Raw genomic sequence first — 26,790 nt, 5'->3', positions numbered from 1 at the left:
ATCAGATGCGTTCGATGATGATGGCCGGCGCCATTCCGCCGGCGGCACACATGGTGACGAGACCATAACGTCCGCCGCTGCGCTCGAGCTCGTCGAGCGCCGTGCCGATCAGGATCGATCCGGTCGCGCCGATCGGGTGGCCGAGCGCGATCGAGCCGCCATTGATGTTGACCTTCTCGCGATCCAGCTCGAGGTCGCGGATGAATTTCTCGGCAACGACCGCGAAGGCCTCGTTGATCTCCCAGACGTCGATGTCGTTCTTGGTCAGGCCGGCCTTGGCGAGAACCTTCTTGGCCGCCGGAACCGGCGCGTTGAGCATCAGCGTCGGATCATCACCCTGATTGGCGTAGGCGACGATCCGGCCGCGCGGCTTGAGGCCGTGCTTCTCGGCATATTGCTTCGACGTGATGAGCACCGCGGCGGCGCCGTCCACCACGCCCGAGCTGTTACCGGCATGATGCACGCCCTTCCACTCGAGGTCCGGGTAGCGGCGCCGGATCTGCTTCTTGAAGGTCACACCGTTGCCGAGATCGAAATCGGCGAGCTGCTCGAAGCTCGGCTTCAGCGAAGCAAGGCCTTCGGCCGTGGTCTCGGGGCGCGGGAATTCCTCACGACCGAGGGCGACGCTGCCGTCGTCGTTGAGCACCGGGATCACCGATTTGGCGAAACGACCTTCATCGATCGCCCGCTTGGCGCGCTGCTGGCTGACCAGCGCCAGCGCATCGCAGGCTTCCCGGCTAATCCCCTCGCGCGTGGCGATGGCGTCGCCGCACACGCCCTGGTGCGACTGCGGGTGAATCTCGTCAAGCGCCGGATTGCCCGAACCCATCATCCGCGCCGGCTGTCCCGCCTTGGAACGCTCGGCTGCGAGGGTCTGCTGATAGCTCATCATCTCGGTACCGCCGGCGATGACGCAATCCTCCATCCCCGACATCACCGAAGCTGCCGCGAGGTTCACCGACGTGATGCCGCCGCCGCAGAAGCGATCCAGCGTCGTGCCGCTGGCGTTGATGTCGTAGCCGGCCGCGAGCGCCGACATGCGTCCGAGATCGCCGCCCTGCTTGCCTTCCTGGGTCGAGGTCGACCAGATGATGTCATCGACAGTCGACGTATCGAGCTTGTTGCGCTCCTTGATCGCGCCGAGCACCGTTGCCGCCAGTTGCTGCGGATGCAGGTGCGACAGCGCACCCTTGCCCGGCTTGCCGATGCCACGCGGCGTGCGGACCGCGTCAATGATATATGCTTCAGACATGCGTTTCCCTCTACTTTGGATGTTTCTTGACTGTGAGCTCGCGCCGAATGGTCCCGACCGTTTCGTGTCTTCTGCCCCGGAACAAGCCGAGGCGTCAGCGGTGTGGCGTGACCGAAAGCGGCGCGGCAACCGGCTTGCGCTGATCTTCAAAGTACTCGAAGCGCGAGTTGATCAGCATGGACGGTTGCGCCGTTACGCGCTCACGCTCGTCGCCGCAGACGGGCTTGTCGCCCCCCTCCACAAACAGCGGGACGCTGGGCGCGGCCGCGTGCGGACCGAGAGCATATTTCTGCTCTTGCGGCAGGTAGATCAACTGGCCGATCTGGGTGAGGGTCAAGGTGAGACGGGAGACCGTCGATCGGGGAAGACCGCAGCGATCGGCGATTTCGCGATTGCCCAGGCGTATGCTTCGACCTTCGAAGCAACGCACGATGTCGAATGCGCGCGATACCACCTGTATCACGCGCCGGTTGTCCGTGCCGGCGGTGTCTTGCGCCATCAGTACCTCAGATCGACGTCCCATCGTTTACGCCTCACTCCTCATTGTCATACGGGTGAATGAAACCCACCCTGGTTCGGGCAGGACGCGCCGGTCCGCGACATCGCTGTCGAGCGCGCAACGCCGAGCGGTGCACGCGTGAACGGACCTGCATGCAGGATCTGACGGCAGCGATCGGCGCACGCCGTGTCGGCGACCATGATGATCGAGCCGGCGCTGTGCCATGGCCGCGCGGCAACGAATTCGGCATGCCGGACAAGGCCATTCCCCGTCTGTTCGAGGCCGGTCTGCTTGGCGCCGATGGGCGCCTGGCCGTCCAGCCCGGTGAAGCCGCGACCGCGCGGGGCAAGCAGCTTCGGATAGCGACGCCGGCCAGCATCAGGCGGATTCTTTCCCTAGGGTTTCAGACCTTAATTAATTGATTAATTAGTCAGGTGATTAAAGTGGGCGCTCCCCCCTGTCAACCGTCCTCGCCGCAGGGCGCCCCGCGCCCGGGTCGTACCTCAAGCATCGCTCAAGCCGCCCGGGGCCGGCTTGTCGGGCAGTAGCTGCCGATCCGTCATGACGACCGTCAGACCGATGCTGGACGGTGATCAAACGAAATGCGCGACACGAGAGCCCACCCGCAAGCGCCGAGACGCAGCGACGGGGCATGCGGTTTCTTAGTTGCACATCAGCTTTCGTCGTTCGGTATGGCGCGCGCTCACGCGGCTCTCGCTCCGCAAGCACCACTGAGATCTCGAAATGTCATCGCCGATCGGCGATCGCTCCGAGAATGAATTTCCATTGTCAGTTCGACGGACGAGATGACCGTTCCATAGAACCGGCATGGTTCGACTCATTGATTGCAAACTGGACGGGTTGCTCATGGTTCGCGTTCGAGCTGGGCCAGGACGTGCTATTTTACAGCGAAGACTATTCGACGGAGGTTTTACGCGTCTCGCATCCTCTTGGCTTCACACCCTCGGTCGCATGACCCGACAACTGCAGCGGTGGCGCAGGAAGCTCGCCCGCGCCGCGCATCCCGATGGACAGCGTGATCTACACGAGCTCTTCCTGTTCGGGCCGCATGGCTAGTTGAGCCGACCGGGCACTGTCGCGCGGCGGTTTCGGCTGACCCAAGACACTTGCCGAAGACACATGCGGCCAGGATTCTCGCGTGGCCGCCTGTCCGCGTTTCCGAACATTGATCCTTGGCCGTGCACGTCTCGTGCAACGACTGGTCGGTCGAGGACAGCATGACTGATAGCGCTGGACGGCATGTCATCATCGTTGGCGGAGGCGCCAGCGGCGTCTTGCTGGCGTATCAATTGCTGCATCAGTCATCTTGCGATCTCCGCGTCACGTTGATCGAGCAGCGTCCGGATATCGGCCGCGGCATCGCTTACCACACCGGAAATCCCGATCATCTGCTCAACGTGCGCGCTGCGAATATGAGCGCGCTACCGGACCAGCCGGATCATTTCTGGCGTTGGCTGGTGTCACGCCAGGACGAAGTGCCGCTCTGTCCTGATCCCTATTGCTTTGTTCCCCGGCGGGTCTACGGCGATTACATCGCCAGCCTGCTTGAGCAAGGTGCGTCCGATCGTGCGGACAGGCATCGTCTCACGATCGTGCGCGGCACCTGCGTCGACGTCAGCGAGGATTCGGACAAGGCTATCGCCACGCTGGACGAGGGCCGCTGCCTTGCGGGTGATACCATCGTGCTTGCTACCGGGCACGACATGCGCGCAAGCAACCCGGAGCGCGCGGATCCCTGGACGCCGCCGTCGGCCGCTCCCCTCGATGCCGACGCGACCGTCCTGATCCTCGGCACCGGACTCAGATGGTCGATTACGTCCTCTCGTTGCTGCGTGATGGACACCGCGGGCCGATCATTGCGATGTCGCGACGCGGCCTGCTCGCCAAGCCACATCGCCGGGTCGATCCCGTTCGTATCGCCGAGACCGACGTTCCGTTCGGTGCCAGCGTCAGTCAATTGACGCGTTGGCTCCGCGCGCGTGTCGAGCGGCATGCCGCCGAGGGCGGCGACCGGCGTGGTGTGATCGACGGGCTTCGGCCCTACACTCAACGGCTATGGCGTGAGCTCCCGCTGACGTCGAAGCGCCGCTTTCTCGAGCATGCGCGAGCCTGGTGGGATGTGCATAGGCACCGGATGGCGCCGGAAGTCGAGGCCCGCATCACCGGGGCACTCTATGACGGACAGCTCAGCCTGATTGCGGCAAAGGTGGTTCGAATCGAACCGAACGGCGCCGACGCTGCGGTCGCATATCGCCTGCGCGGGGACGCCGAAACCAGGCAGCTGCAAGTCGGCACCGTCGTCGACTGCACCGGCATCGTGAAGGATCCGCGTGCGACGCCCAATCCGGCCGTGCGCAGCCTGTTTCAACGGGGCCTCGCCTGCGTCGATCCGCTCTGCATCGGCATCGAGACCGATCCCGATTGCGCGATCGTCGATCGTGAAGGCGTCCCATCGCGCCGCCTGTTCGCGGTGGGCCCGCTGACCCGCGCGGCGTTCTGGGAGATCATCGCGATTCCCGACATCCGCAATCAATGCGCCGAACTCGCTGCCCTGCTCTCCCGCACTGAAGAAACAGGGCAGCACCCGCTCCGCCGTGAACTGACGCGCGTTTAGCTGCTGAAGCCGGCCGGAATGAACGCCGGCAGGTTGTCCTCGATGAATTGCTTCACCTCAGGCGAGTCGAAGACCTGGATGAAGGCCTTGAGGCGCGGATCGTCCTTCTTGTCCGGCCGCGCCGTGAAGCGCAGCACCAGCCCGTCATCCACCGTGCGATCGATCAGCAGCGCCGATTTCGGATCGCCGCCCGCCGGGATCAGATAGGTGATGTTGACGAGTGCAAGCGTAACGTCGTCGAGCGAGCGATAGGTCTGCGCCGGATCGAGCTCGACGATCTTCAGATTTTTGGGGTTCTCGATGATGTCGAACCGACTCACCGCGAAGCCCTTGCCCGGCGTCAGCTTGATCAGGCCGGCCCGCTCGAGCAGGATCAATCCACGTGCGCCGTTGAGCGGCTCGTTCGGGATCGCGACGCTGTCGCCGGGCTTGATCTCGTCGAGTGACTTGATCTTCTTCGAGAACAGCCCGACCGGCGCGATCACGCCGACCTTGTCGACCTGAACCAGATTGAAACCGCCCTGCTTGTTCTGGATCGCAAGGTACGTGCCGTGCTGGAACAGGTTGGCGTCGACGTCACCGCTGTTGACCACCTCGTTCAAGGCGACCCAATCGGACAGCTCGATGACCTTGACGTCCTGCCCTTTGTCCTTGGCCAGTTTGGCAGCGAACGCTGCGAGTTGGCCGACCGGACCGGCGCTGGTCGCGATCTTGAGGGGTTCGTCGGCGACGGCGCTCGCCGTCAGGGCAAGGACAACGCCTGCCGCTTGCGCCAGGCGCAACAATGTCTTCATCATCTCAATCCTGTGTTGATTTACCAAGTGCGATCACGCCGCTTTGCGGGCGCTGCTGCCTGCCTCGGCCTGGGCCAATGCCTGAACGAGGTCGGCGATGATGTCGTCAGGGTGCTCGATCCCGATCGAAAGCCGCACATAGCCGGGCGTGACGCCGGCCGCGATTTGCTCCTCGCCGGTAAGCTGCTGGTGGGTGGTCGAGGCCGGATGAATCGCCAGCGACCGCGCATCGCCGATATTGGCGACATGATAGAACAGCTTCAGCGCGTCGATGAAGCGGCGACCGGCCTCTACACCCCCCTTCAGCTCGAAGCCTACCAGCGCGCCATAGCCGCCCTTCAAGTAGGTGTCGGCGCGGCGGCGATTCTCGCCGTCCTGCAATCCCGGGAAAATCACATGGGAGACGGCGGGGTGCCTGGCCAGGAAGTCGGCCACCTTGACGGCATTCTCGTTGTGCTGGCGAAGCCGCAGCGGCAGTGTCTCGAGCCCCTGGATGAACTGGAAGGCATTTTGCGGCGCGATCGCAGCGCCGAGATCGCGCAACAGCTTGACGCGCGCCCGCAGGATGTAGGCGATCGGACCGAGCGGCTTGGCCGCCTCCGTCCAGATCGCACCGTGATAGGCGGCGTCCGGCTGCGTCAGCAGCGGAAAGCGCTCGGCATGCACCGCCCAGTCGAAATTGCCGCCGTCGACGATCGCGCCGCCGATCGACGTGCCGTGGCCGCCGATATACTTCGTCGTCGAATAGACGACGATCGCGGCACCATGCTCGAACGGACGTGCGATCAACGGCACAGCCGTGTTGTCGAGGATCAGCGGCACGCCGACCGAGCGGCCGATATCGGCCACTTCCCTGATCGGGAACACGTTGAGCTTGGGATTGGGCAGAGTTTCGGCAAAATAGGCGCGGGTCTTCGCGTCAGTGGCACGACGGAAATTCTCGGGATCGGCCGGATCGACGAACCGCACCCCGATGCCGAACTGCTTCAAGGTTTGCGACAGCAGCGTCCAGGTGCCGCCATAGAGATCGGTCGAAGAAACGATGTTGTCGCCGGCCTGGGCGATGTTGAAGATGGCAAAGGCCGAGGCGGTCTGGCCCGACGCCACGGCGAGCGCGCCGACGCCGCCTTCCAGCGCCGCCAGCCGTTCCTCGAAGGCGTCCGCCGTCGGGTTCTTGATCCTCGTGTAGATCTGCCCGATCGCTTCCAGCGCGAACAGCCGCGAGGCATGGTCGGTGTTCTCGAACTGGAACGAGGTGGTCTGATAGATCGGCACCGCCACCGCACCGGTCGCGGGATCGGACCGGTAGGACCCGCCATGCAGGGCGAGCGTCTCGAGATTCTTCGTGTCGACCGGCATTTCGAACTCTCCTGGGATCGGTGAACCAAGCGCTGCAAGTCGCGAAATGATGCGCAGCGACTTTGCTCGTGTCGAGATGTCCGGGAAAATAGCGATGGACGTGCTGACGTCCCGCGGCACGACATCCTGAATTTTTCAGACAGAACATCCGGCACGACGCATTTGTTTCGTGTGCCGGCGGCGAGTGCCGGCGCGTGAGATCGCGGATCACACAGTGCGGTGATAGCTCGCGGCCCGAACTGCGTGAACGCGTCCAACCCGCCCGCGAGCATCAATGAGCGTAACTTGCTGTCAGAGAATTCCGCTGCAGCAGGATTTTTGCGCAGACCGCTCGAATAGAAAACAAAGTCGCGCAGCCAAACTGTTACGTTATCCCGACACGATCACGGTCGGAACAGGTCGATGACAAAATCGAGAGAGCTTCGCTTCAACGCGTTCAACATGATGGCGCCTAGCCACAACTGGGCCGGCCTGTGGTCGCATCCACGCGACACCTCGCTCGACTACAACTCGCTCGATTACTGGGTCAATTATGCGAAGACCGCCGAGCGAGGACTGCTCGACGGCATCTTCCTGGCTGACGTGTTCGGCATCTATGACGTCTACGGCAGCAATCCGGACACCGCGCTCCGTCACGCCGTTCAATTGCCGAATGCAGAGCCGACCTTGCTGGTCTCCGCCATGGCGCTCGTTACCAGGCATCTCGGTTTCGGCATCACGTCCAACCTCACCTATGAACACCCTTACCAGCTCGCGCGACGCTTCTCGACGCTCGATCATCTCACCAACGGGCGAATCGGCTGGAATATCGTGACCGGCTATCTCGACAGCGGCGCCCGCGGCATGGGCCTCGACGCGAACCGCGCCCATGACGAACGCTATGAGGCAGCCGAAGAGTTCCTCGCTGCGAGCTATAAATTATGGGAAGGCAGTTGGGAGGACGACGCGGTGCGGCGGGACCGCGCGGCTCGCATCTTCACCGATCCCTCCAAAATCCATCCCGTCCATCATGAAGGGCCTCACTACAAGGTCGACGGCATCCATCTCGCGGAGCCCTCCCCGCAACGCACGCCGCTGCTCTATCAGGCGGGCACCTCGAAGCGCGGCCGCGCCTTCGCGGCACGGCACGCCGAGGCAATCTTCCTCAACGGGCAGACCAGGCCAATTCTCGCCCATGCGGTCCGCGACATCAGGAGCGCCGCGAAGGAGTTCGGGCGCGATCCCTATGATATCCGCCTCTTCGCCGGCGCGACCGTGATCGTCGCGCCGACCCGGGCAGAAGCCGAAGACCTGCTCGCGGACTATGCCGCACATGTCGACCAGACCGGGCAGCTCGCTCTGCTCTCGGGCTGGACCGGCATCGACTTCTCGACCTATCGCCCCGATCAGGCGGTGCAATATGTCGAGAGCAACGCGATCCAGTCGATGGTGGAGAACTTCACCCTGCATAGCGACCGCCCGGTCAAGGTCGGCGATCTTGCGACACTGAGCCGCGTCGGTGCACGATCCCCCTTCGTGGTCGGCTCGCCCCAGGATGTCGCGGACGAGCTGACCGCTTGGGCGGAAGACACTGACGTCGACGGTTTCAACCTGTTCCGCCTCGTCGCGCCCGAATCGCTCGACGCCTTTGTCGACCTCGTGGTGCCGGAACTGCAATCGCGCGGCGTGTACAAAACGGCCTATCGCGAAGGCACATTGCGGGAAAAGCTGTTCCCCGAGCACGGGCCGCGCCTTCACGCCACGCATCCCGGCGCGGGTTACCGGCACTTGCGCTCGAACGCAGTCCGCTCCGATGCCGCCGAATAGGGCTGTGGCGTGACTCCGGCCCGCGGGTCTTCGCCGGCCGCGGCTACCAGCTCGGCAGCACGGCGCCCTTGAACTTGGTCAGGACAAACTCCTTGACCTCAGCCGTGTGATAGCTGTCCACGAGGATCTTGACCCACGGCTTGTCCTTGTCCACAGCGCGAACCGCGATCAGGTTGACGTAAGGTCCCTTCGGATCCTCGCGCAGGATCGGATCCTTGACCGGATCGAGGCCGGCCTGGGTCGCATAGTTCGTGTTGATCACTGCGGCATCAACATCGTCGAGCGCACGAGGCGCCTGGGCCGCATCGACCTCGACGAATTTGAGCTTCTTCGGATTGTCGGTGACATCCAGGACTGTCGGGCTGAACCCGACGCCGTCCTTCAACTTGATCGCACCCTTGTCGCGCAGCAGCAGCAAGGCCCGGCCGCCATTGGTGGGGTCATTCGGGATCGATATCTTGCCGCCGTCCGGAATGTCCGCCCAGCTCTTGTGCTTCTTGGAATAGACGCCGATCGGGAAGTTGACCGTCAACCCCACCGCCTCGATCTTGTAACCGCGATCGGCCTTCTGGTTGCCCAGATAAGGCTGGTTCTGGAACGAATTGGCCTGGATATCGCCGGCGTCGAGCGCTGCGTTCGGCACCACATAGTCGGAGAACTCGACCAGCTGGATATCGAGCCCATTCTTTACCGCGATCGGCTTCACGGCCTCGAGGATTTGCGCATGCGGCCCGGGCGTCACGCCGATCTTGATGGTCTCCGCCGCGACAGAGGCCGACCAGAGCGTGAGCACGCTGGCAAACGCAACAATGGAACGAAGGGACATTTGGGTCTCCACAGGAATTGTCAGTATTGCGAAAAGGGCGCCGAAGAGATCGTGGCCGGTCTCAGCGATGGCGCAGGCGGCGGTTGACGCGGCGGGCGAGATAGTCGCCGGCCGTCTGCACCGTCTGCACCAGCGCGATCAGGACGACGACGACCGCGAGCATCATTTCGGGCATGAAACGCTGGTAGCCGTACCGGATGCCGAGGTCGCCCAGCCCGCCGCCGCCGACCGCTCCGACCATCGCCGAATAGCCGAGCAGGCTGACGACCGCGAGTGTCAGCGCAAGCACCAGGCCGGGCAGCGCTTCCGGAATAAGGACCTTGAGCACGATTTGCAGAGGGCTGGCGCCAAACGACGATGCGGTCTCGATCAACCCGGCATCGACCTCACGGATCGCCGCCTCGACCAATCGTGCGATGAATGGCATCGCGGCGATGGTCAACGGCACGATCGCCGCGCCCGAGCCGATAGAGGTGCCCGCGATCAGACGCGTGAACGGAATGATGGCAACCACGAGGATGATGAACGGCGTCGAGCGTGTCGCATTGACGATGATGCCCAGCACGCTGTTGACCGCCGGCGCCGCGAACAACTCCCCCTTGCGGCTGGTGGCCAGGAAGACGCCGATCGGAAGTCCGAACGCCGTGGCGATCAATGCAGCGATCGACACCATGAACAGGCTCTCGCCGGTGGCCTGAACGATCAGGTTGATGAGCTCACGCGACATAGCCGAGACGTTCCACCGGGAGGTTGTTCTGGGAGAGATATGACGCTGCCTTGTCGGCGGCGGCCTCGCCGCCGGGAATACCCAGCGACAACGAGCCGACATGTTGACCGCCGATCTCATCGATCCGGGCCGACAGCAGCGCGACGTCGATCGAGAGCTCGCGCGCAAGGCGGCCGACGATGGTGTCGCCGGCGTCGGCACCACGAACCTGGATGCGAATGACGGCGTGACCACCGGCAACCGGCTGTGGCTGCAAGCGGCTTGCAAGCGACACCGGAACGCTGTCGCCGATCACCTCGGAGAGGAAGGCCTGCGTGACCGGATGCGCGGGATGCGTGAAGATGTCGGCGACGTGACCACGCTCGACGATATGACCGCCGTCGATCACCACGACTTCCTTGGCGAGCTGACGCACCACCGACATTTCGTGGGTGATCAGAACGATGGTGACGCCAAGCTCGCGATTGATATTGGCGAGCAGATCGAGGATCGAACGGGTTGTTTGCGGATCGAGCGCCGACGTCGCCTCGTCCGACAGCAGGACGTTCGGCCGCGTCGCCAGCGCGCGGGCGATGCCGATGCGCTGCTTCTGGCCGCCCGACAACTCGGACGGGTAGCGATCATATTTGTCCGCGATGCCGACGAGATCGAGCAGCTCCGCGACGCGGAGCGCAATATCGCGCCTCGACCAGCCCGCAATCTCGAGCGGCAGCGCGACATTGTCGGCGGCCGTGCGCGACGAGAGCAGATTGAAATGCTGAAAGATCATGCCGATCGAGCGCTGCGCCAGGCGCAGATCACGCCCCGAAAGTCCGGAGATATCGCGGCCGTCAACGACGACACGACCGGTCGATGGTTTCTCCAGCCCGTTGATCAGCCGCACCAGGCTGGACTTGCCGGCACCGGAACGCCCGATCACACCGGTGATCGAGCCACGCGGAATTGCGAAGTCGATGTCCTTCAGCGCCTGCACGCTCGGCTTGTCGCGGTACGCCGGGTAGGCTTTCGAGACCCGCTCGAACCGGACCATGGCATCGGCCGTGGTCGGCGGCTGCGCCAATGGCGACAGCGTTTCGACAGGTTCCGCTGCCGTCAGGGATTGATGCACGTTCATTCAGTCAGTCCATAAGGTCGCTTTGGTCGCCACGCGCGCAGCCGCGCCTCAATGACCAAAGAGCAAATAGCTGCGGTCGACACTGCGGCGATCGCTGGTCTCATCGGTCCAGCCCACGGCCCGGCGGTAGCTGCCCATGCTGTCCGTTTGCTTGAGCGCAACGATGTCGATCGGCTGCGCCTGATCCGCAAAGGGCGAAACATAGAGCGCATCCTCGGGACAATAGAGCTCGCAGAGGAAGCAGGTCTGGCAATCGCCTTGCCGGGCGATTACCGGAATTCCGTCCGTCTTGTCAAACACGTTGGTGGGGCAAACGTTGACACAGATATCGCAGGACGTACAGCGCTCGCCGTCGACAACCTCGATCACTCCGCAGCCTCCGCATAGCTGGCCTCGGCATGAGGCCGGGCCGAGGTCCAGATCTCGTCGAGGCCGCCGGTCGTCACATAATGCCGCTGCCGGCTGTCCTGATCGGGGAAGTCGTCGCGGCGATGCATGCCGCGGCTTTCCTGACGGGCGAGCGCGCTGCGGTACATCCACCGCGCGGTCGCCAACATTGCCGCGGCCTCGCGCGCCCGCACGATCTCGGATCTGTCGGCGGCGTCCGCTTCCGACACGTCGCGCCACGCCGCGTCGAGACGCCCGAGCGCGCCCTGCAAGCGCGATGCCTCGCGGAAGTAGTTCAGCTCGTACGGGAAGACCTCAGCCTGAACCGCCCTCGTCAGCGCGGCCGGCGCGAATGCACGGCCCGGCCGGCTTCGAAACGCCACGGCGCCCGCGGACGACAATTTACGCTTGGCAGCTGGTCCGACCTGAGCGGCATAGTCAGCGGCGCCCTGCCCGGCCCAAGCCCCCGACGACATCGCCCAGGCGGCATTGTGGCTGCCACCACCGGTGAAGCCACCGCAGATCAATTCGCGCGTCGCCGCGTCGCCGGCAGCATAGAGCCCCGGCACGCTGGTGGCGCAACTGTCGTCAACGATACGAAGGCCGCCGGTCCCCCTGACGGTCCCCTCCAGCCGCAACGTCACGGGAAAGCGGTCCTTGAAGGGATCGATACCGGTGCGATCGAACGGCAGGAAGAAATTCGGCTGCGATACGCGCATATGATGCCGGACATCGTCATCCGCCTTGTCCAGCCGGGCATAGACCGGGCCCTCGAGCAGGGCACGCGCAATCGCCGATCGCCCGCCCTTCGACGCCGCGCCGGGCACCACGCTGCCGTCGTCATAGGTGAAGCTGGCCCAGCCGTAGAACAACGTCTTGGTCACCGAGCCGAACGCCGGTGAGATCGCGTACGGGTTGGAGAACTCCATGCTGCTGAATTCGGCACCGACCTCCGCGGCCATCAGATAGCCGTCGCCGGTCAGCACATTCGATCCGAGCGTCTTGCTGAGGAATGCACAGCCGCCGGTGGCGAGCACGACCGCCTTGGCCCGCACCGTCCAGCGATCCTGCTTCTGCCGGCGCACGCCACTGGCGCCGGCGACAGCCCCGTCGTCGTCGACGAGCAGTTCAAGCGCCGGGCTGTGGTCGAGAATGGTGACGCCGGCCTGCTTGGTGCGCTTGCGCATCATGCGCATGTATTCGGGGCCCTGCAGCGAGTTGCGCTGCGACGTGCCGCGGCCGTCCACCGGATAGGGATATCCCCAATCGGCCAGGCGATTGCTGTGCTGATAGGTGCTGTCGAGCACGCGTGTCATCCAACGGCGATCCTGGAGATAGCCGCCCATCTTCTCGCGATTGGCCATCGCGACCTCGCGCAACGCCGGATCCGGATCAATGTACCAGACGCCCGTTCCCGCCGCGGCCGTGGCGCCGGAGGTGCCGCAAAATCCCTTGTCGGCGAGCACCACCCGCGCGCCGCGCTCGGCGGCGCTGACCGCAGCCCAGGTGCCCGCAGGGCCGCCACCGATCACCAGGACGTCGGCCTCGAACGCGACCGAGCCTTCAGGCGCGGACACGCGTTCGGCGCGATGAGTCGGGTTCGGCATGATGGAAAGCTCCAGGCGGATCGGTCGCGGCGCAAGGCGCGCCACGACACATCGTTGCGCGCGCCAACCCGACTGGCAATTTCAGATATTTGCGGAGAGTTGGACGAAGCTTTCACCTGCGTTGCCGCGCAAAGAAGATTCGTGTCGCCGCATGCGAGATGTTGCGTCATCGGTGGACAACGCGACACGAGCTTGCACACAAGGCGCGCTAGCGGGGACGGATATTTCTTTTTGCCCGCTCCTGGCCGCGATGCATTCTCCCGCGCGTGTCATGCCGATATCTAGCGACAAGCATCATCGCAGATACGGCCGCCATGTTTCATCGTCAGCTTCATCTCAACGTCAATCTTCTGCATTCCGGCGTCTATGCGTCGGCCTGGCGACTGCCCGACAGCGACCCGCGCGCCTGTTTCGACGTCGGCCACTACGTGCGCGTCGCCCAGATCGCGGAGCGCGGCAAGCTCGATGCGATCTTCCTGGCCGACACGCCCGCCATCACCGACCGCATCGACTACCGCTCGTTCATGTCGCTGGAGCCGACCATCGTGCTGGCAACCGTCGCCGCCGCGACCAGCCATATCGGGCTGATCGCGACGGCCTCGACGACCTATAACGAGCCCTACAACATCGCGCGCCGCTTCGCGACGCTGGATCTGGCGAGCGGCGGCCGCGCCGGCTGGAATGCGGTGACCACGGCTGATGCCTCAGCCAGCCGCAACTTCGGCCTTCCCGCCGTGCTTGAGCACAAGGCGCGCTACGACCGGGCCAAGGAGTTCGCCGAAGTCGTCCATGCGTTGTGGGACAGCTGGGAAGACGATGCCTTTATCGGCGACAAGGAGGGGCGCGTTTCGTCGACACGACGAAGGTCCACCGATCGGACATCGCGGCAGTCACTACAGCGTGGCCGGTCCACTCAACGTCCCGCGTTCGCCGCAGGGACGCCCCGTCACCGTTCAGGCCGGCGGATCGACCGACGGCCGCGACCTCGCCGCCGCGCAGGCCGAAGCGGTGTTCACGCTGGTACAAGCGATCGACGAAGGCGTCGCCTATGCGCGCGATCTGCGTGCCAGGGCTGCCGCGTACGGCCGCGCTGGAAGCTCCATCGTGATTCTGCCGGGGCTCGCGACCGTCATCGGCAGCACGGAAGCGGAAGCCAGCGGCGCCAAGACGAGCTCTGGGAGCTGGTTCCGATCGAATACAGCCTCGCGCGACTGGCCGGCGCATTGCAGGGCGATCCAGCTAATCTTGATCTCGACAAGCCCCTGCCCGATCCTCTGCCGCTGCCGGCCAACGCCAACCACACCATGTTTCAGGGAACGGTCAACATCGCGCGCCGCGGCAATCTCACCGTCCGTCAATTGCTGCGCGCGCTCGGTGGCGGCGTCGGCCACCGGATCATCGTCGGCACGCCCGAGCAGATTGCCGACGACATCGAGGCTTGGTTCAAGGCGGGCGCGGCCGACGGCTTCAACCTGATGCCGGACGTGTTGCCGACCGGGTTGGACGTGTTCGTCGACACCGTGGTGCCGATCCTGCAGCAACGGGGGCTGTTCCGGCGCGACTACGCAGGCACCACCCTGCGCGAGCATTTTGGATTGCCGCGGCCGGTCAGCCGTTTTGCAAGACAACCGGCGACCGCCACGAGCGCCTGACGCGTCAGCGCGAGCCGGCCGGATGTGCGAGCTTGTCACCGGCGGGTGATTGCGCACGAACGCGCGGGATAATCTCCTTCGCAAAGCGCTCCATCTCGGCCTCGAACGGCTGGAACTGCAACATGAAGAGCTCAATGCCGGCGGCATGGAAGCCCTGGATGCGGGCCGCCACCTCGTCATAGCTCCCGACCAAACCCGCGGCCGTCCCGCCATTGCTGCCGACCCGCGCCGATTTCAGCATGGTCTGCATCATCACCGCCTTGGGATCGGTGTTTTGCTTCTGGATCGCCTTCATCGGCGCATCCTTTTTCGAGAGGTCGAGCAGCCGCTGGTAGGCCGCCTCGGCCTCAGCCCGGGTCTGGCGCGCAATCACAAAGGCGGACAGCCCGAAGCGAAGCGGAACCGTGGCTCGCGGCCGGGCGGCCACGTCGGCGATCAGGCCGGCGACGTCGTCGAGCGGCTGTCCATTGATGAACCAGACATCGCCGTGATCGGCGACCAGGGCGCGCGCCGGCTCGGATTCACCCCCGACATAGATCAATGGCCGCGGGCGGTAGAGGCTGCCCGGCCGCAACACATAGTCCCTGACATCGAAATGCTCACCCTTGTAGGTCAGCCGCTCGCCCTGCATCAGGCGCGACACCACGGCGATCCACTCGCGGCCGTAGGCATAGCGGGCGTCATGCTCCGCAAAACCGATGCCGGCCTTGTCGAACTCGGGCCGGTTCCAGGCATTGACCAGATTGATCGCGAAGCGGCCGCGACTGATGTTCTCGATCCCGAGCGCTAGCTTCGCCAGCACGACCGGATGATAGAGATAGGGCTTGATGGCGGCGATGATCTCGATCCGGCTGGTCAGCGCGGCAAGTGCGGCGGCGGCGCTCCAGGCTTCGAGCTGATCAAGATCCTCCTGATGCGGATTGATGGTGTGCTGCGCGATGAGCGTGGAGTCGTAGCCGAGCGCCTCGGCCGCGACCACGAGGTCGCGATTGCGTTCCCATGATGCATCATAGGGTTCCTCGGGATCCTGATAGGCGGCGCGCGAACCGTGCACCAGCGCCCAGATCCCGAAGCGAAGCGGTCGTATCGTCATTGGCGGCCTCCGAATTGCGCCTTGTCGCTCCGCTTTTTCACGAAGACGCGGCAGGAGATCAAGCAACGTCGCATCAAAAGATTTTCCTTGTCGCGCCGCGCGCGCGGACAAATCAGAAAACTCCAAATCCCACGACAATTGAAATACCGCTCTATTTCTGTTCGCGAAAAATCGTGGGACAGTTTGCGTCATCTGAACGATGCCAGTTCGACCGCAGTCGAATGCGCAACTGAGCAAGATCATCATCCCAGGCCGACATCCATGAACAAGCCCATATCAGCCACCTCCCTGCAGCCGTCCGATCGCCTGGATAGCCAGTCCCCTGACATCCATGCGCTGCTGAGCCGTATCGCCGAGGGGGCAGCTCATCGCGAGCGTGAACGCATCCTGCCATTCGCCGAGGTCGATCTCATTCGCAAGACGCATCTCGGCGCACTGCGGCTTCCGGCGGATGTCGGCGGCGCGGGCGCGTCGATCCGCACGCTGTTCGAACTCGTGATCCGGCTCGGCGCGGCCGACGCCAACGTGGCGCATATCCTGCGCAACCACTTCAGCGTGGTCGAACGGCTGGTGCGTCGTCCCAGGGACGAGCAGCACCGGCAATGGCAGAAGGCCGTCGCCGACGGCGCGATCATCGGGCTCGCGGCCACCGAACTCGATACCCCGAAGGTCGGCAATGTCACGCCGAACACCACGCTGACCGCCGACGGCGACGATTATCTGCTTAACGGCACCAAATACTACAGCACCGGCACGCTCTATTCCGACTATGTGCTGGTGCGCACTGCCGATACGACAGGCGCCAATGCGGCGGTGCTGATCCCGGTCAACCGCGAGGGTATCGAGCTGATCGACGATTGGGACGGGCTCGGCCAGCGGCTGACCGCAACCGGCACCACGCACTTCCGCAACGTGCACGTCAAGCGCCGGGAGGTGGTGTTCGACGCCCCTGACGCTGGCTATGGCATTCCCTACTCCAACACGTTCGCGCAGCTGTTCCTGACGGCAATCAACGCCGGCATCGCGCGCGCGGTGCTGCAGGACGCGGCCGAACTGGTGCGATCGCGCAAGCGGACATTCTATTATGCACCGAGCGAGATACCGACGGACGACCCGTTGCTGCAGCAGACCGTCGGCCAGATCGCCAGCGGCGCGTTTGCGGCCGAGACCGTGGTGCTCGCGGCGGCAGAGGCTCTCGACGCCGCCACCGATGCATTCGACGCCGGCGATGCCACTGCCGTCGACGCCGCGCACAAGGCCGCGCTGCTCTCGGCAAAAGCCAAGATCGTCGCCGATGAGCTCGCGATCCGCAGCGGCAGCCTGCTGTTCGATGTCGGCGGAGCGTCCGCCACCAAGAAGGCGACCAATTTCGACCGCCACTGGCGCAACGCGCGGACCCTGGCCTCGCACAACCCGAACACCTTCAAGGCCCGCTCGATCGGGCAATATGAGATCAGCGGCACGCCGCTACCCGCCAAGGGTTTCTTCTGATCGGAAGCAGATCCGGCGGCGACGAGAGGGAGAGACCCGATGAGCAAGCCAGACATCCATTTGGTCGATGCGGATCACGAGATCGAGCTGCAGTTTCGGCTGGTGATGCGCCGCCTCGCAGGCGGCGTTTGCGTCATCACAGCGGGACGCGGCGATGACATCACCGGGATAACCGTCACCTCGCTGACATCGCTGAGCGCCTCGCCGCCTCGGCTCCTGGTCAGCATCAACCGGCAGGCCTCCTCTTTTGAGCCGATCGCCCGCCACCGGTTATTCGGCGTCAACATCCTCGGCTCGGACCAGCAGGCGCTGGCGGAACGGTTCAGCAACAGCCGCCTGAAAGGCCGGCAGCGTTTCGAAGGTTCGGCCTGGACCCCCGGTGCTTCCGGCGTCCCGCTCCTGGAACATTCGCTTGCCACGGTCGAATGCCAGGTGGAGGAGATCATCGAACGGCACTCTCACGGCATCATCGTGGGTCGCCTGTCCAGCATGGACGTGTCGCACCGCCTGTCCGGCCTCACCTACCGGAACGGACAGTATGTTCAGATCGATCACGAGGCTGACCTCGATCTGCTCGCCGAAGTCAGTATACCGCTGGCCTACGTCCGCTAGGACAAGGAGAGGCACGCCATGAAGCACGAAATGCCGCCACAGTCGCCACCATCATCGGCCGGCGTTGCCGGCAGCCCGCCGGGCCGCTGGCAGCTCGACCGGATCGTCGCCGAGTTGCGCGTCTCCAGGGAAGAAACCCACAGCATTCGGCGCGACGGCGATCCGCGGCGCGCCCCATCGCGCGATGCGCTGGAAGCGATCCTCGACGGCCTCACCGAGGCGCTGTTCCCGCGGCACTATGGCCAATCGGATCTCGACGGCGAGAACATCGACTACTTTGTCGGCAACACCTTGAGCATCGCGCTGGATTCGCTCAACGCGCAAATCCACCGCGCGGCCCTGTTCGTCGGCGACGAGCTCGAACCGGGTTTCCATCGCCTTGACGCCGTCGAACTGACGCGCGCGTTCGCCGCGCAATTGCCGCAAGTGCGCGGGCTCCTCGTCAACGATCTGCGCGCAGCCTTTGTCGGCGATCCGGCGGCGCGAAACTTTCCGGAGATCCTGATCGGCTATCCCGGCATGACCGCGATCATCCACCACCGCCTTGCCCATCTCCTGTACCGGCTCGGGGCGCGGCTGGTGGCACGCCTGATGGCGGAGATCGCACATGCCCGAACCGGTATCGATATTCATCCCGGCGCCAGCATCGGCTCAGGCTTCTTCATCGATCACGGCACCGGCGTCGTGATCGGGGAAACCGCGATCATCGGCGACAATGTCCGCATCTACCAGGCCGTTACGCTCGGCGCGCGGCATTTCCCGACCGACGACGAAGGCAGCCTGATCAAGGGCGACGCCCGTCATCCGATCGTCGCCGACGACGTCGTCATCTATGCCGGCGCCACCATCCTGGGCCGCATCACGATCGGCCGCGGCTCGACTATCGGCGGCAATGTCTGGCTGACCCGGGACGTCCCGCCGAACAGCGTGGTGACCCAGGCCACCGCGCGCAACACGCCGGGCGGCGGTAACACCTCCTCCTAAGCAGCCACCGGCGCCTTCCAGCGCATGAAGTGCCGTTCAATCGCCTCGAGAATGGCATTGCATGCCAGACCGATCACCGTGATTCCGAGAATGCCGAAATACATCTGCGGGATCAGGAAGCTGTACTGGCTGTTGATGATGAGATAGCCAAGGCCGGCCTTGGCGCCGACCATTTCGGACGCCACCAGCACCAGCATGGCCGATGCGCTGGCGAGCCGAATGCCGACGAAGATGGTCGGAAGCGCGGCCGGCAAGATCACCTTGCGGAACAGTTGCTGCGGCGTCGCGCCCATGGTCCGCGCCGACTTGATCAGCAGCGGATCGACCTGCTTCACTGCAGCAATGGTGTTCAGCAGCAGCGGCCAGGCGCAGCTATAAATCACCATCGTGATCTTGGACAATTCGCCGATCCCGAGCAGCAGAATGAACACGGGCAGCAGTGCCAGCGGAGCCGTGTTACGGCAGATCTCGATGAACTGGTTCAGGAGATCGCCGAGCCGGGTGTACCAGCCGACGACGAGCCCGAGCGGGACAATCAAGGCGACCGAGATCAGAAATCCGCTCAGGGCGCGCAGCAGGCTGGCGGAGACGTCGTCGTAGAGTTCGCCGGTTTGCGCAAGCTGCCAGCCGGCCGCGATCACCTCCGAGAATGGTGGCAGGAACACCGCATCGATCAGCCCGAGCCGCGGCACCGCCTCCCAGGCGGCCAACAGGATGATCACCAGCAACGAGCGATGCCCGAGTGTGGCCAGGCCGCGAAGCGCCCTGCGCAACCGATCGGTGAATGGCGGCCGGCGAGCCTGGAACTGCTCGCGCCGCCCCTGCGCGAGCTCCAGCAATGCCAACACTTCGAGACTAGACATGGGCAATCTCCGTCACTTCGTGACCCGGGCGACGCACACCGGCGGCGTCAGCCAACTGGCCCTGCTGGGCCCTCTGCACCTCGTCGCGGAGCAGGCTCCAGACCTCGTGCCTCACCTGACCGAACTCCGGCAGCGCGCGAACGTCTTCGGGTTCGGTGCGCAAGCGCTCGGGAATGTCGATGATTTCCTTGATCCGGCCCGGGCGCGACGTCATCACCGCCACCCGTTGGCCAAGCACGACAGCCTCATCGATGCCGTGGGTGATGAAGACGATGGTCTTGCCGGTGGCGCGCCAGATCCGCAGCAGCTCACCCTGCAGCGTCTCACGCGTTTGGGCATCGAGCGCGGCGAACGGCTCGTCCATCAGCAGCACCTCCGGGTCATAGGCGAGGCTGCGCGCGATCGCGACGCGCTGTTTCATGCCTCCGGAGAGTTCATGCGGATAGCGGTTGGCAAAGCCGGACAGGCCGACCAGATCAAGAAAATGCCGCGCGACCTCGCGCCGCTGCCCGGCCTTGAGACCGGCGATATCGAGCCCAAACTCGACATTCTGCGCCGCGGTCCGCCACGGAAACAGCGCGTATTGCTGGAACACGATGCCGCGGTCGCGTCCCGGCCCGGTGATCGGCTGGCCGTCGAGCAGAATGCGGCCGCTGGTCGGCGTGGTGAGCCCGCCCAGGAGATCAAGCAAGGTGGATTTGCCGCAACCGCTCGGGCCGACCAGCGCCAGGAATTCGCCCGAGCGAACGTCCAGCGTAATATCTTCCAGCGCCGTGAAGCGGCCCGCCGGCCGGCCGCCCTCGGCCCTTGTCACGAATTCCTTGCGAACCTGCTCGAACCGGACCTTGACCGAGCTCGTCATTGCGCCTCCGCCGTCTTGCCAGGACGGAAATAGTTGAACTCATTGGTATAGGTATCGGACGCCTTGAGCTGCCCCGGCTTGAACAAGCCGTCCTTGACGAGCCAGTCGATCCAGATCTGGATTTCACCGTCGGAGATCAGGCCGCCCTTCGACGCGACGCCGGTGCTCTTCCAGTATTTGATCGGGGAGGCATCCTCATTGCGCTTGCGTTCCGCGACGATCTTCTCGAACCGGGCCCGCACCTCCTCCGGCGGCGTGGTCTGCGCCCATTGGATCGCGCGCGAGATACCCTCGACCAGCTTGCGCGACGCATTGGGATTGTCCTTGATGAATTTGTCCCGCAGCACATAGGCACCGCCGGTGAACTGGCCGAACAGATCGGTATCGTTGAACAGCGAATGGATGCCGCCCCGCTCCAGCGCCTTGTCGCGCAGCACGCCGCTGAGCGTACTCACCTCAACCTGGCCTTGACGCAACACTTGCTCACCGGTCACCGGCGGTATCGCCACCAGCGTCACCTGCCTCACCTCGCTGGCGCTGAGGCCATTCCGTGCCAGATATTCGCGGAGCACGAATTCGAGATGGGCGCCCAGCGTATTGACCGCAACCTTCTTGCCGATCAGGTCGCGCGCCGTCTTGATCGGACTGTCGTCCTTGACGAAGTAGCCCTGATAGGTGTTGGCGTCGGAGCCGTAATAGCCGATCACCGCCTTGATCGGCGCTTTCGCCGCGATCAGCTTGAGAATTGCGCCATAGAACGCACCGCCGATATCGGTATCGCCGGTGACGACAGTCTGGATGTCTTGCGGCCCGCTGATCGTGTTGCCGACCCATTTGAGCTTCAGCGGCGCGAGATAGCCGAGGTCATCGGCCAGTTCCGTGAACGTCACCTGGCCGGCCCAGCCCTGGTAGCGGATCTCGGTCTTCTCGAGCGGCGGCTCGGCAAAGGCCGGAGCCGCCAGCCCGAGTGCCACGGCGCCAGCCAGCACGAACTGCGCGGCCGCGCGCGGCGAAACGCCGGGCGCGCAGGATTCGGATCAATGCATTCATGTTCGCAACTCCCCTCATCCGGCCGGATCATGCCGCCTTCGCGGTCTGCTGCTTCGGTGCCTTGATGCGCGTCACGCTGTGGCGACCGTCGATCGATACCGGAACTTCGCCGTCGATCGTGGCGCGGCGCACCACGCGGTGCTGATCACCATAGTCGTTGACCGCATAGTGCTGGGTTGCCCGGTTATCCCAGATCGCGACGTCGCCGGCCTTCCAGCTCCAGCGCACGGTGTTCTCCGGCGCCGTGATGTGCGACTGGAACAGGTCGAACAGCTTCTGGCCGTCATATTTCGGTAGACCGACGAAGCGCTGCACGAAATTGCCGAGCACCAGTGTCCGCTCACCGGTCTCGGGGTGAACGCGCACCACGGGATGCTCGGTCTCGTAGATCGTGCCGGTGAACACTTCATCGAAATGCTTGCGGTCGGCCTCGCTTGCGCGCGCCTTGACGGCATAGTCATAGGCGTTGCTATGAACGGCCCAAAGCTCGTCGGCAAGCCGCTGCAGCGGCGCCGGCAGGTCGAGATAGGCCGCGGCTGTATTCGACCAGATGGTGTCGCCGCCATAGGGCGGAATCACCACCCCGCGCAGCACCGAGATCTTCGGATAGGCATCGACGAACGTCACGTCGGTGTGCCATTGGTCGGCCCGGCCGCCGCCGCGTCCCGAATCCAGCTCCAGGATCGAGGATGTCCCCTTGATCGCGCCGACCGTCGGATGCGGCACCAGCTTGCCGAGCCGCACCGCAAAGCGTTCCTGCTCGGAATCGTCGAGATGCTCCTGGTCGCGGAAGAAGATCACCTTGTGCTCGAGCAGCACCTGGTTGATGGCGCGGATAACCTCGTCGGACAGATCACCCGACAGCTGGACGTTCCTGATCTCTGCTCCAAGCCTCGCCCCACGCTTGACGATATCAGCGCGCGGAATGACGTTATCGATGACAGTCGTGTTGCTCATGATCGTGCTCTCACCGCGATCTCCCAGACAAGGCTCCGCCATGCGCCGGTCGCGGGAACGACGGCGGAGACAAACAAAACCGGCTTGATGGTGCAGGCTCTACTCGGCCGCGACGTGCTCCGGTGGGCGCCAGACCGCCGGCGCATAAAGCTCGGCACCAAAATCGTCGGCGATCGGTCCATTGATGCGCGCCTCATGCGCCGCCAGATCGGCCAGGAACAGATCGCGGCTGATCCGCGCCACAACAGCGGGAATGTCGCGCTTGAAGCTCGGGACATCGCCGACCGGCAGGCCGAAGCTGACGAAGGCGGCCGGGTGGAAGACATGGATATTCTTCAGGAACGGCGCGCGACCGAGCTCCCGCTCCAGATATTCATGCCCCGACCCCAGATAGGGATACGCCGCGAGCGTCTCATCCCTGTCCTGATCGCGCGGCGTGAAGCGGTCACGCCACAGCAGGATCTCATCCGCAAAGTCGCGAAGCTCGGTCTGCACGCTGAGGTCCACGGCATATCCGGTACCGGCGATGGCAAAGTCGAACCCGAATTCGCCCTGCGGCGTCACCGCGACGGGACGCCCGCCCTCGAGCCTCACCGCGGTCCACGCGCGCCGAGATGGAGATGGAAATTGGGAAACGCGACGGCGCGCGAGATTGCGTCCGGCGGCGGGGTCGAGCCTGCCCCGCGGAAGCGGATCGCCTGCTGCCAGCGCACGGCATCCGGCAAAGCCCCGTAATTGTCGTAGGCCCCCGGATAGCCGCGGATCCGGATCACCGGCAGCGAGGCCAGCGTCTCGCGCCGCGCATAGAGGTGGACGTCGCGCGCTCCGGCTTCCAGCGCGACGGCAGCGGCATCGAACGCCGACGCGGCGCTTCCAATCACCGCCACCGATCGGCCTCGCAGCGTCCTGAAGTCGATCCTCTCGGACGTATGCGCATGAATTTGCTTCGGCAGATTGCGCAGCGCGTCCGGAATAGTGGCGCCCCCACTTCCGGCAAAACCGGTCGCAAGCACAAGTTTTCGCGCGGTCTCGACCGTCACGCGGCCGCCTTGCTCCAGATGCAGCCGCAGATGCTCTCCCGCCGGCTCGATACGGACCAGCCGCGTCGCGTAACGCACCGCTACACCGGTGACCTTGCGGTACCAATCGAGATAGGCTGCCCAGTCGAGCCGCAGAATGCGATCGAGCGCATCATAGGCGGCTGCACCGTAACGCGCCTCGTACCACGCCTGGAACCCGAGAGCGGCCAGACCAAGCTCCGGGCCCGGCAGGGTCTTCGGCGTCCGCAGCTTATGCATGCGCGCACTCGTCAACCACACGCCCGACTCAGTACCGCCAGCCGCAGCATCAATCACCGAGACCTTCCCGATCCCTGCCCGCCGAAGCGCAAACGCAAACGCCGAGCCGGATTGTCCACCGCCGACGACGACCACATTGTGATCGATCCCGTCCAGATCGGGCACCCAGTTCTGCGGATCGGGCCCGATCAGGCGCAATGCCTCACGGGCAACACTGTCGGGGTCGGATTGCGGCATGATGATCGGCCTCGCTTTGACGTTGCAAATCGTAAAAGCGATCGATCGCCAGTCAATGAAACGAAACCAGCTTTGTTTTTCACGGCGCGCAAGGATCGCTTCGTCGCCGACGCAGGCGTTGAAATATTTGCGACGATCGTCGCTTTGCTCGCCGTTTCAGCGTGCGAGACCAGAAAGACCGAAGCGCTTGACACGCAAGAACGGCGCGAGCGACCTGCTGATTTCTTCGTGACGGATGCACTCGTCTATCATCGCCGATCAACTCACACGCTTCATGCTGGCTTCCAACGCAACAATGCAAGTTCATTTCATCGACAGGCTTGCGATCACCGACGTAGAGTCAAAGCATGGCTTGCACGCCGAAGTGCACATAGCGCCGCAATCTTGGACGATAGGACACGCCGCAAATGAGTGGTGTCATTAGCCTCGAACACGATACGCCTGAGCTGGCTCGCTCCTATGATGAAGCGGGGCTGGTTCAGTTCCGTCACGGCAAGTTCCTGATCGGGCCATTGGCGATCAGGACCGGCGAGCATGTCCTCGATATCGGGACGGGCACCGGCCGGCTCGCCGAATTCGTCGCCGGCCTGGTCGGACCGAACGGCCGGGTGATCGGTATCGATCCGCTCCCGGGCCGCATCGAGATCGCGCGACTTCGGCAATCGGATCATCTTCAATTCCGCACCGGCCGGGCCGAAGACCTCTCAGGCTTCGATGACGGCCAATTCGATGCGGTCTATCTCAACAGCGTCTTCCATTGGGTTGCGGACAAGCGCGGCGCCTTGCAGGAGATCCATCGTGTGCTCAAGCCCGGTGGTCGCCTCGGGCTCAACGTGCAGGACCCATCCCGTCCGCATCAGTCCCGCGTGCTGCTGCGCCGGACCATTGCTGAGACCGGACTCGCCGATCGTCGCCAGGATTCCAATCCGGTGCTCGGCTTGACCGACGAGGAACTTAGATCACTGTTCGCAGCCGGCGGCTTCGTCGCATACCGCAGCGAGCTGCGCACGCTGACCGACGTGCACGAGGACGTCAATTCGCTGCTCCGATGGTCGGAAGCCAGCGCCTTCGGCAACTTCCTGGAGGCGTTCTCACCATCCGAGCGCGAACAGATCCGCGGCGCGTTTGCCCGCCTCGTCGAAACGAAACGAACACCGGAAGGGCTGCCTCTGGAGCGTTACCTGCGTTTCGCGTTTGCACACAAGCCGTCAACCGGCAACTGACCACCCCAACATTCCGCGAGCCGCAGGCATGAGCGATCGACAGCTGTCTCTCAATCTCTTCATCTATCCGGGCGGCCATCACGAAGCGGCCTGGCGCTACAAGGGCTCCGCCGCGGAGCGGATCCTCGACGTCACCTACTATCAGGAGCTGGCGCAGAAGGCCGAGGCGCACAAGTTCGACGCGATCTTCTTTGCCGATGGGCCGGCTCTCGCCGATAACGTCCGCTATGCGCAGCGCTTCCGCTTCGAGCCGATCACCTGGCTTGCCGCCATCGCGGTCGCCACCAGTCGCATCGGCCTGATCGCAACCGCGTCGACGACCTACACCGAGCCCTACAATCTCGCGCGTCTGTTCGCCTCGCTCGATCATCTCAGCGGCGGCCGGGCCGGCTGGAACATCGTGACGACGAGCACGGCGCAGGCGGCACAGAACTTCGGCCTGCCCGAGCATCCTCCGCATCATGAACGCTACGAGCGGGCGCGCGAATATCTCGATGTCATCAGCAGGCTGTGGGACAGCTGGGAAGACGACGCACTGATCAACGATCCCGTCTCGGGCGTCTTCGCCGACACCGACAAGATCCACGCCGTCAATCACGTCGGAAAGCACTTTCGCGTCCGCGGCCCCCTCAATATCTCGCGGACGCCGCAGGGACGGCCGGTCTATGTGCAGGCTGGTTCGTCCGACGACGGCCGCGCCTTTGCCGCACGGTTTGCCGAAGCCATTTTCACGGCACACCAGACGCTGGCGAGCGCCCAGGAGTTCTACGCCGATATCAAGCGGCAAGCCCGTGCCTTCGATCGCAGTCCCGATCAGATCAAGGTCCTGCCGGGCATCAGTCCCTTCATCGCCAGTACGCAAGCCGAAGCGGATCGGCTGCAGGACGAGTTCAATGAACTGATCCAGCCGGAATATTCGCTGACCCAGCTACGCCAGATGATCGGGCTCGATCTCTCCGGCTTCGACCTTGACGGCCCGTTCCCCCGCCATCTGATCGACACCAACGGTGCGCGCGGCGTGGCCAGCCGCTTCAAGCTGGTGGTCGACATCGTCGATCGCGAGAAGCCGACGATCCGCCAGCTCGTCCAGCGCCTGGCCGGCGCGCGCGGCCACTGGGTGATGGCAGGCCCACCGGAGAAGATCGCCGACAACATCCAGACCTGGTTCGAGAACGGCGCCGCCGACGGCTTCAACGTCATGCCGCCCTGGCTCCCCGGCGGATTCGACGTCTTTGCCGAGCAGGTCGTCCCGATCCTGCACAAACGCGGCCTGTTCCGCGACGACTACGCTGGCACGACACTGCGCGACCATTATGGCCTGCGCCGGCCGCCGAGCGTCTTCTCCAACTCCATTCAAGCGATCGCGTGATCGCCTGACGTTCAATGACTTGCTGGTCGCACCACCGGGCTTATCCGACCGAAAATGGGCATTCGTCGCACGATCATAGACGGTCCCGTGTGG

Annotated in this window: 25 protein-coding genes and 2 pseudogenes; 11 read left to right on the top strand and 16 right to left on the bottom strand. The window is 64.2% G+C overall.

Annotated features, from left to right (window positions below):
• Window position 1 precedes the first annotated feature (1 nt).
• Together H8B02_RS00150 and H8B02_RS00145 are read right to left on the bottom strand one after the other, a co-directional pair.
• Entirely contained in the window at window positions 2–1,252 is a 1,251-nt protein-coding gene (locus tag H8B02_RS00150) for an acetyl-CoA C-acetyltransferase (RefSeq protein ID WP_229163913.1), read from the bottom strand.
• Window positions 1,253–1,496: 244 nt separating this feature from the next.
• A pseudogene (locus tag H8B02_RS00145) lies at window positions 1,497–1,775 on the bottom strand (helix-turn-helix domain-containing protein); the annotation flags it as partial.
• A gap of 128 nt (window positions 1,776–1,903) precedes the next feature.
• On the opposite strand from H8B02_RS00145, the gene H8B02_RS00140 reads away from it, so the two are divergent.
• The 3 genes from H8B02_RS00140 to H8B02_RS48315 all read left to right on the top strand — a co-directional run bounded on the left by H8B02_RS00140 (window position 1,904) and on the right by H8B02_RS48315 (window position 4,386).
• Window positions 1,904–2,173 (top strand): hypothetical protein, encoded by a 270-nt coding sequence (locus H8B02_RS00140; protein ID WP_229163912.1) that lies wholly within the window; start codon window positions 1,904–1,906, stop codon window positions 2,171–2,173.
• Between the two features lie 816 nt (window positions 2,174–2,989).
• Window positions 2,990–3,733, top strand: a complete 744-nt coding sequence (locus H8B02_RS48320; protein WP_312000578.1) for an FAD/NAD(P)-binding protein — start codon at window positions 2,990–2,992, stop codon at window positions 3,731–3,733.
• Window positions 3,730–4,386 (top strand): FAD/NAD(P)-binding protein, encoded by a 657-nt coding sequence (locus tag H8B02_RS48315; RefSeq protein WP_312000577.1) that lies wholly within the window; start codon window positions 3,730–3,732, stop codon window positions 4,384–4,386. The genes H8B02_RS48320 and H8B02_RS48315 overlap by 4 nt, the downstream gene beginning before the upstream one ends.
• Here H8B02_RS48315 and H8B02_RS00130 read toward each other — a convergent pair.
• Complete coding sequence (locus tag H8B02_RS00130) at window positions 4,383–5,180, bottom strand: MetQ/NlpA family ABC transporter substrate-binding protein (RefSeq protein ID WP_229163911.1); 798 nt, start codon at window positions 5,178–5,180, stop codon at window positions 4,383–4,385. The two genes, H8B02_RS48315 and H8B02_RS00130, sit on opposite strands and share 4 nt — an antisense overlap.
• A gap of 33 nt (window positions 5,181–5,213) precedes the next feature.
• Window positions 5,214–6,539 (bottom strand): O-acetylhomoserine aminocarboxypropyltransferase/cysteine synthase family protein, encoded by a 1,326-nt coding sequence (locus H8B02_RS00125; protein WP_229163910.1) that lies wholly within the window; start codon window positions 6,537–6,539, stop codon window positions 5,214–5,216.
• A gap of 402 nt (window positions 6,540–6,941) precedes the next feature.
• Here H8B02_RS00125 and H8B02_RS00120 point away from each other — a divergent pair, with 402 nt between their 5' ends.
• Entirely contained in the window at window positions 6,942–8,345 is a 1,404-nt protein-coding gene (locus tag H8B02_RS00120; RefSeq protein ID WP_229163909.1) for an LLM class flavin-dependent oxidoreductase, read from the top strand.
• 43 nt (window positions 8,346–8,388) lie between these two features.
• Here H8B02_RS00120 and H8B02_RS00115 read toward each other — a convergent pair whose 3' ends face one another.
• Genes H8B02_RS00115 through H8B02_RS00095 form a run of 5 tightly spaced genes read right to left on the bottom strand, consistent with a single transcriptional unit; the run spans window position 8,389 to window position 13,006 of the window.
• Window positions 8,389–9,183, bottom strand: a complete 795-nt coding sequence (locus tag H8B02_RS00115; RefSeq protein WP_376711574.1) for a MetQ/NlpA family ABC transporter substrate-binding protein — start codon at window positions 9,181–9,183, stop codon at window positions 8,389–8,391.
• Window positions 9,184–9,232: 49 nt separating this feature from the next.
• Complete coding sequence (locus H8B02_RS00110) at window positions 9,233–9,898, bottom strand: methionine ABC transporter permease (protein ID WP_092115686.1); 666 nt, start codon at window positions 9,896–9,898, stop codon at window positions 9,233–9,235.
• The gene (locus H8B02_RS00105; protein ID WP_229163907.1) at window positions 9,888–11,012 is read right to left on the bottom strand and encodes a methionine ABC transporter ATP-binding protein; all 1,125 of its coding nucleotides are present in this window, start codon (window positions 11,010–11,012) and stop codon (window positions 9,888–9,890) included. The genes H8B02_RS00110 and H8B02_RS00105 overlap by 11 nt, the downstream gene beginning before the upstream one ends.
• A gap of 48 nt (window positions 11,013–11,060) precedes the next feature.
• A complete protein-coding gene (locus H8B02_RS00100) occupies window positions 11,061–11,381 on the bottom strand; it encodes a 4Fe-4S dicluster domain-containing protein (RefSeq protein WP_229163906.1) in 321 nt (106 codons plus the stop codon).
• The gene (locus H8B02_RS00095) at window positions 11,378–13,006 is read right to left on the bottom strand and encodes an FAD-dependent oxidoreductase (RefSeq protein WP_229163905.1); all 1,629 of its coding nucleotides are present in this window, start codon (window positions 13,004–13,006) and stop codon (window positions 11,378–11,380) included. Before H8B02_RS00095 ends, H8B02_RS00100 begins: the two co-directional genes overlap by 4 nt.
• A 314-nt stretch (window positions 13,007–13,320) precedes the next feature.
• Here H8B02_RS00095 and H8B02_RS48785 point away from each other — a divergent pair.
• Window positions 13,321–14,658, top strand: a pseudogene (locus tag H8B02_RS48785) (LLM class flavin-dependent oxidoreductase).
• A 4-nt stretch (window positions 14,659–14,662) separates the two neighbouring features.
• Here the strand turns inward: H8B02_RS48785 and H8B02_RS00085 are convergent.
• On the bottom strand, window positions 14,663–15,751 hold the full coding sequence (locus H8B02_RS00085) for an LLM class flavin-dependent oxidoreductase (RefSeq protein ID WP_229163904.1): 1,089 nt from the start codon (window positions 15,749–15,751) through the stop codon (window positions 14,663–14,665).
• A 261-nt stretch (window positions 15,752–16,012) separates the two neighbouring features.
• Here H8B02_RS00085 and H8B02_RS00080 point away from each other — a divergent pair, with 261 nt between their 5' ends.
• The 3 genes from H8B02_RS00080 to epsC are packed head-to-tail and all read left to right on the top strand — an operon-like array spanning window position 16,013 to window position 18,838.
• Window positions 16,013–17,242: an acyl-CoA dehydrogenase family protein gene (locus H8B02_RS00080; protein WP_229163903.1), complete on the top strand. Its 1,230-nt coding sequence runs from the start codon at window positions 16,013–16,015 to the stop codon at window positions 17,240–17,242.
• 39 nt (window positions 17,243–17,281) lie between these two features.
• Window positions 17,282–17,854, top strand: a complete 573-nt coding sequence (locus H8B02_RS00075) for a flavin reductase family protein (RefSeq protein ID WP_229163902.1) — start codon at window positions 17,282–17,284, stop codon at window positions 17,852–17,854.
• Between the two features lie 30 nt (window positions 17,855–17,884).
• Complete coding sequence (epsC, locus tag H8B02_RS00070) at window positions 17,885–18,838, top strand: serine O-acetyltransferase EpsC (protein WP_229164227.1); 954 nt, start codon at window positions 17,885–17,887, stop codon at window positions 18,836–18,838.
• Here the strand turns inward: epsC and H8B02_RS00065 are convergent.
• The 6 genes from H8B02_RS00065 to H8B02_RS00040 form a co-directional block, all read right to left on the bottom strand.
• Window positions 18,835–19,701: an ABC transporter permease gene (locus H8B02_RS00065; RefSeq protein WP_229163901.1), complete on the bottom strand. Its 867-nt coding sequence runs from the start codon at window positions 19,699–19,701 to the stop codon at window positions 18,835–18,837. The genes epsC and H8B02_RS00065 overlap by 4 nt on opposite strands.
• The gene (locus H8B02_RS00060) at window positions 19,694–20,563 is read right to left on the bottom strand and encodes an ABC transporter ATP-binding protein (RefSeq protein WP_229163900.1); all 870 of its coding nucleotides are present in this window, start codon (window positions 20,561–20,563) and stop codon (window positions 19,694–19,696) included. Before H8B02_RS00060 ends, H8B02_RS00065 begins: the two co-directional genes overlap by 8 nt.
• Entirely contained in the window at window positions 20,560–21,537 is a 978-nt protein-coding gene (locus H8B02_RS00055) for an ABC transporter substrate-binding protein (RefSeq protein WP_229163899.1), read from the bottom strand. Before H8B02_RS00055 ends, H8B02_RS00060 begins: the two co-directional genes overlap by 4 nt.
• Window positions 21,538–21,640: 103 nt before the next feature.
• Window positions 21,641–22,570, bottom strand: coding sequence for a TauD/TfdA dioxygenase family protein (locus tag H8B02_RS00050; RefSeq protein WP_229163898.1), 930 nt, complete (start codon window positions 22,568–22,570; stop codon window positions 21,641–21,643).
• 99 nt (window positions 22,571–22,669) lie between these two features.
• On the bottom strand, window positions 22,670–23,164 hold the full coding sequence (locus tag H8B02_RS00045; protein WP_229163888.1) for a hypothetical protein: 495 nt from the start codon (window positions 23,162–23,164) through the stop codon (window positions 22,670–22,672).
• Complete coding sequence (locus tag H8B02_RS00040) at window positions 23,161–24,105, bottom strand: FAD-dependent oxidoreductase (RefSeq protein WP_229163887.1); 945 nt, start codon at window positions 24,103–24,105, stop codon at window positions 23,161–23,163. Before H8B02_RS00040 ends, H8B02_RS00045 begins: the two co-directional genes overlap by 4 nt.
• Between H8B02_RS00040 and H8B02_RS00035 the strand changes: the two genes are divergently transcribed.
• From H8B02_RS00035 to H8B02_RS00025, 3 genes are all read left to right on the top strand, one after another.
• Window positions 24,104–24,337: a hypothetical protein gene (locus tag H8B02_RS00035; protein ID WP_229163886.1), complete on the top strand. Its 234-nt coding sequence runs from the start codon at window positions 24,104–24,106 to the stop codon at window positions 24,335–24,337. The two genes, H8B02_RS00040 and H8B02_RS00035, sit on opposite strands and share 2 nt — an antisense overlap.
• Before the next feature lie 175 nt (window positions 24,338–24,512).
• Complete coding sequence (locus tag H8B02_RS00030; RefSeq protein ID WP_229163885.1) at window positions 24,513–25,328, top strand: class I SAM-dependent methyltransferase; 816 nt, start codon at window positions 24,513–24,515, stop codon at window positions 25,326–25,328.
• 28 nt (window positions 25,329–25,356) lie between these two features.
• Window positions 25,357–26,697: an LLM class flavin-dependent oxidoreductase gene (locus tag H8B02_RS00025; protein ID WP_229163884.1), complete on the top strand. Its 1,341-nt coding sequence runs from the start codon at window positions 25,357–25,359 to the stop codon at window positions 26,695–26,697.
• The last annotated feature ends 93 nt before the right edge of the window (window positions 26,698–26,790 follow it).

It is taken from the genome of Bradyrhizobium altum, from assembly GCF_020889705.1.
GTDB classification, from domain to species: Bacteria; Pseudomonadota; Alphaproteobacteria; order Rhizobiales; family Xanthobacteraceae; genus Bradyrhizobium; species Bradyrhizobium altum.
This window is presented reverse-complemented; position numbering and strand designations above follow the sequence as displayed.

What these genes read in the sequence shown, in the direction of transcription:
- H8B02_RS00065 (WP_229163901.1), bottom strand. Translation starts at nt 19,701, where the DNA reads ATGTCTAGTCTCGAAGTGTTGGCATTGCTGGAGCTCGCGCAGGGGCGG.
- H8B02_RS00025 (WP_229163884.1), top strand. Translation starts at nt 25,357, where the DNA reads ATGAGCGATCGACAGCTGTCTCTCAATCTCTTCATCTATCCGGGCGGC.
- H8B02_RS00035 (WP_229163886.1), top strand. Translation starts at nt 24,104, where the DNA reads ATGATGATCGGCCTCGCTTTGACGTTGCAAATCGTAAAAGCGATCGAT.
- H8B02_RS00125 (WP_229163910.1), bottom strand. Translation starts at nt 6,539, where the DNA reads ATGCCGGTCGACACGAAGAATCTCGAGACGCTCGCCCTGCATGGCGGG.
- H8B02_RS00140 (WP_229163912.1), top strand. Translation starts at nt 1,904, where the DNA reads ATGCAGGATCTGACGGCAGCGATCGGCGCACGCCGTGTCGGCGACCAT.
- H8B02_RS00095 (WP_229163905.1), bottom strand. Translation starts at nt 13,006, where the DNA reads ATGCCGAACCCGACTCATCGCGCCGAACGCGTGTCCGCGCCTGAAGGC.
- H8B02_RS00075 (WP_229163902.1), top strand. Translation starts at nt 17,282, where the DNA reads ATGAGCAAGCCAGACATCCATTTGGTCGATGCGGATCACGAGATCGAG.
- H8B02_RS00050 (WP_229163898.1), bottom strand. Translation starts at nt 22,570, where the DNA reads ATGAGCAACACGACTGTCATCGATAACGTCATTCCGCGCGCTGATATC.
- epsC (WP_229164227.1), top strand. Translation starts at nt 17,885, where the DNA reads ATGCCGCCACAGTCGCCACCATCATCGGCCGGCGTTGCCGGCAGCCCG.
- H8B02_RS00130 (WP_229163911.1), bottom strand. Translation starts at nt 5,180, where the DNA reads ATGAAGACATTGTTGCGCCTGGCGCAAGCGGCAGGCGTTGTCCTTGCC.
- H8B02_RS48320 (WP_312000578.1), top strand. Translation starts at nt 2,990, where the DNA reads ATGACTGATAGCGCTGGACGGCATGTCATCATCGTTGGCGGAGGCGCC.
- H8B02_RS00080 (WP_229163903.1), top strand. Translation starts at nt 16,013, where the DNA reads ATGAACAAGCCCATATCAGCCACCTCCCTGCAGCCGTCCGATCGCCTG.
- H8B02_RS00105 (WP_229163907.1), bottom strand. Translation starts at nt 11,012, where the DNA reads ATGAACGTGCATCAATCCCTGACGGCAGCGGAACCTGTCGAAACGCTG.
- H8B02_RS00040 (WP_229163887.1), bottom strand. Translation starts at nt 24,105, where the DNA reads ATGCCGCAATCCGACCCCGACAGTGTTGCCCGTGAGGCATTGCGCCTG.
- H8B02_RS00030 (WP_229163885.1), top strand. Translation starts at nt 24,513, where the DNA reads ATGAGTGGTGTCATTAGCCTCGAACACGATACGCCTGAGCTGGCTCGC.
- H8B02_RS00060 (WP_229163900.1), bottom strand. Translation starts at nt 20,563, where the DNA reads ATGACGAGCTCGGTCAAGGTCCGGTTCGAGCAGGTTCGCAAGGAATTC.
- H8B02_RS00150 (WP_229163913.1), bottom strand. Translation starts at nt 1,252, where the DNA reads ATGTCTGAAGCATATATCATTGACGCGGTCCGCACGCCGCGTGGCATC.
- H8B02_RS00085 (WP_229163904.1), bottom strand. Translation starts at nt 15,751, where the DNA reads ATGACGATACGACCGCTTCGCTTCGGGATCTGGGCGCTGGTGCACGGT.
- H8B02_RS00120 (WP_229163909.1), top strand. Translation starts at nt 6,942, where the DNA reads ATGACAAAATCGAGAGAGCTTCGCTTCAACGCGTTCAACATGATGGCG.
- H8B02_RS00110 (WP_092115686.1), bottom strand. Translation starts at nt 9,898, where the DNA reads ATGTCGCGTGAGCTCATCAACCTGATCGTTCAGGCCACCGGCGAGAGC.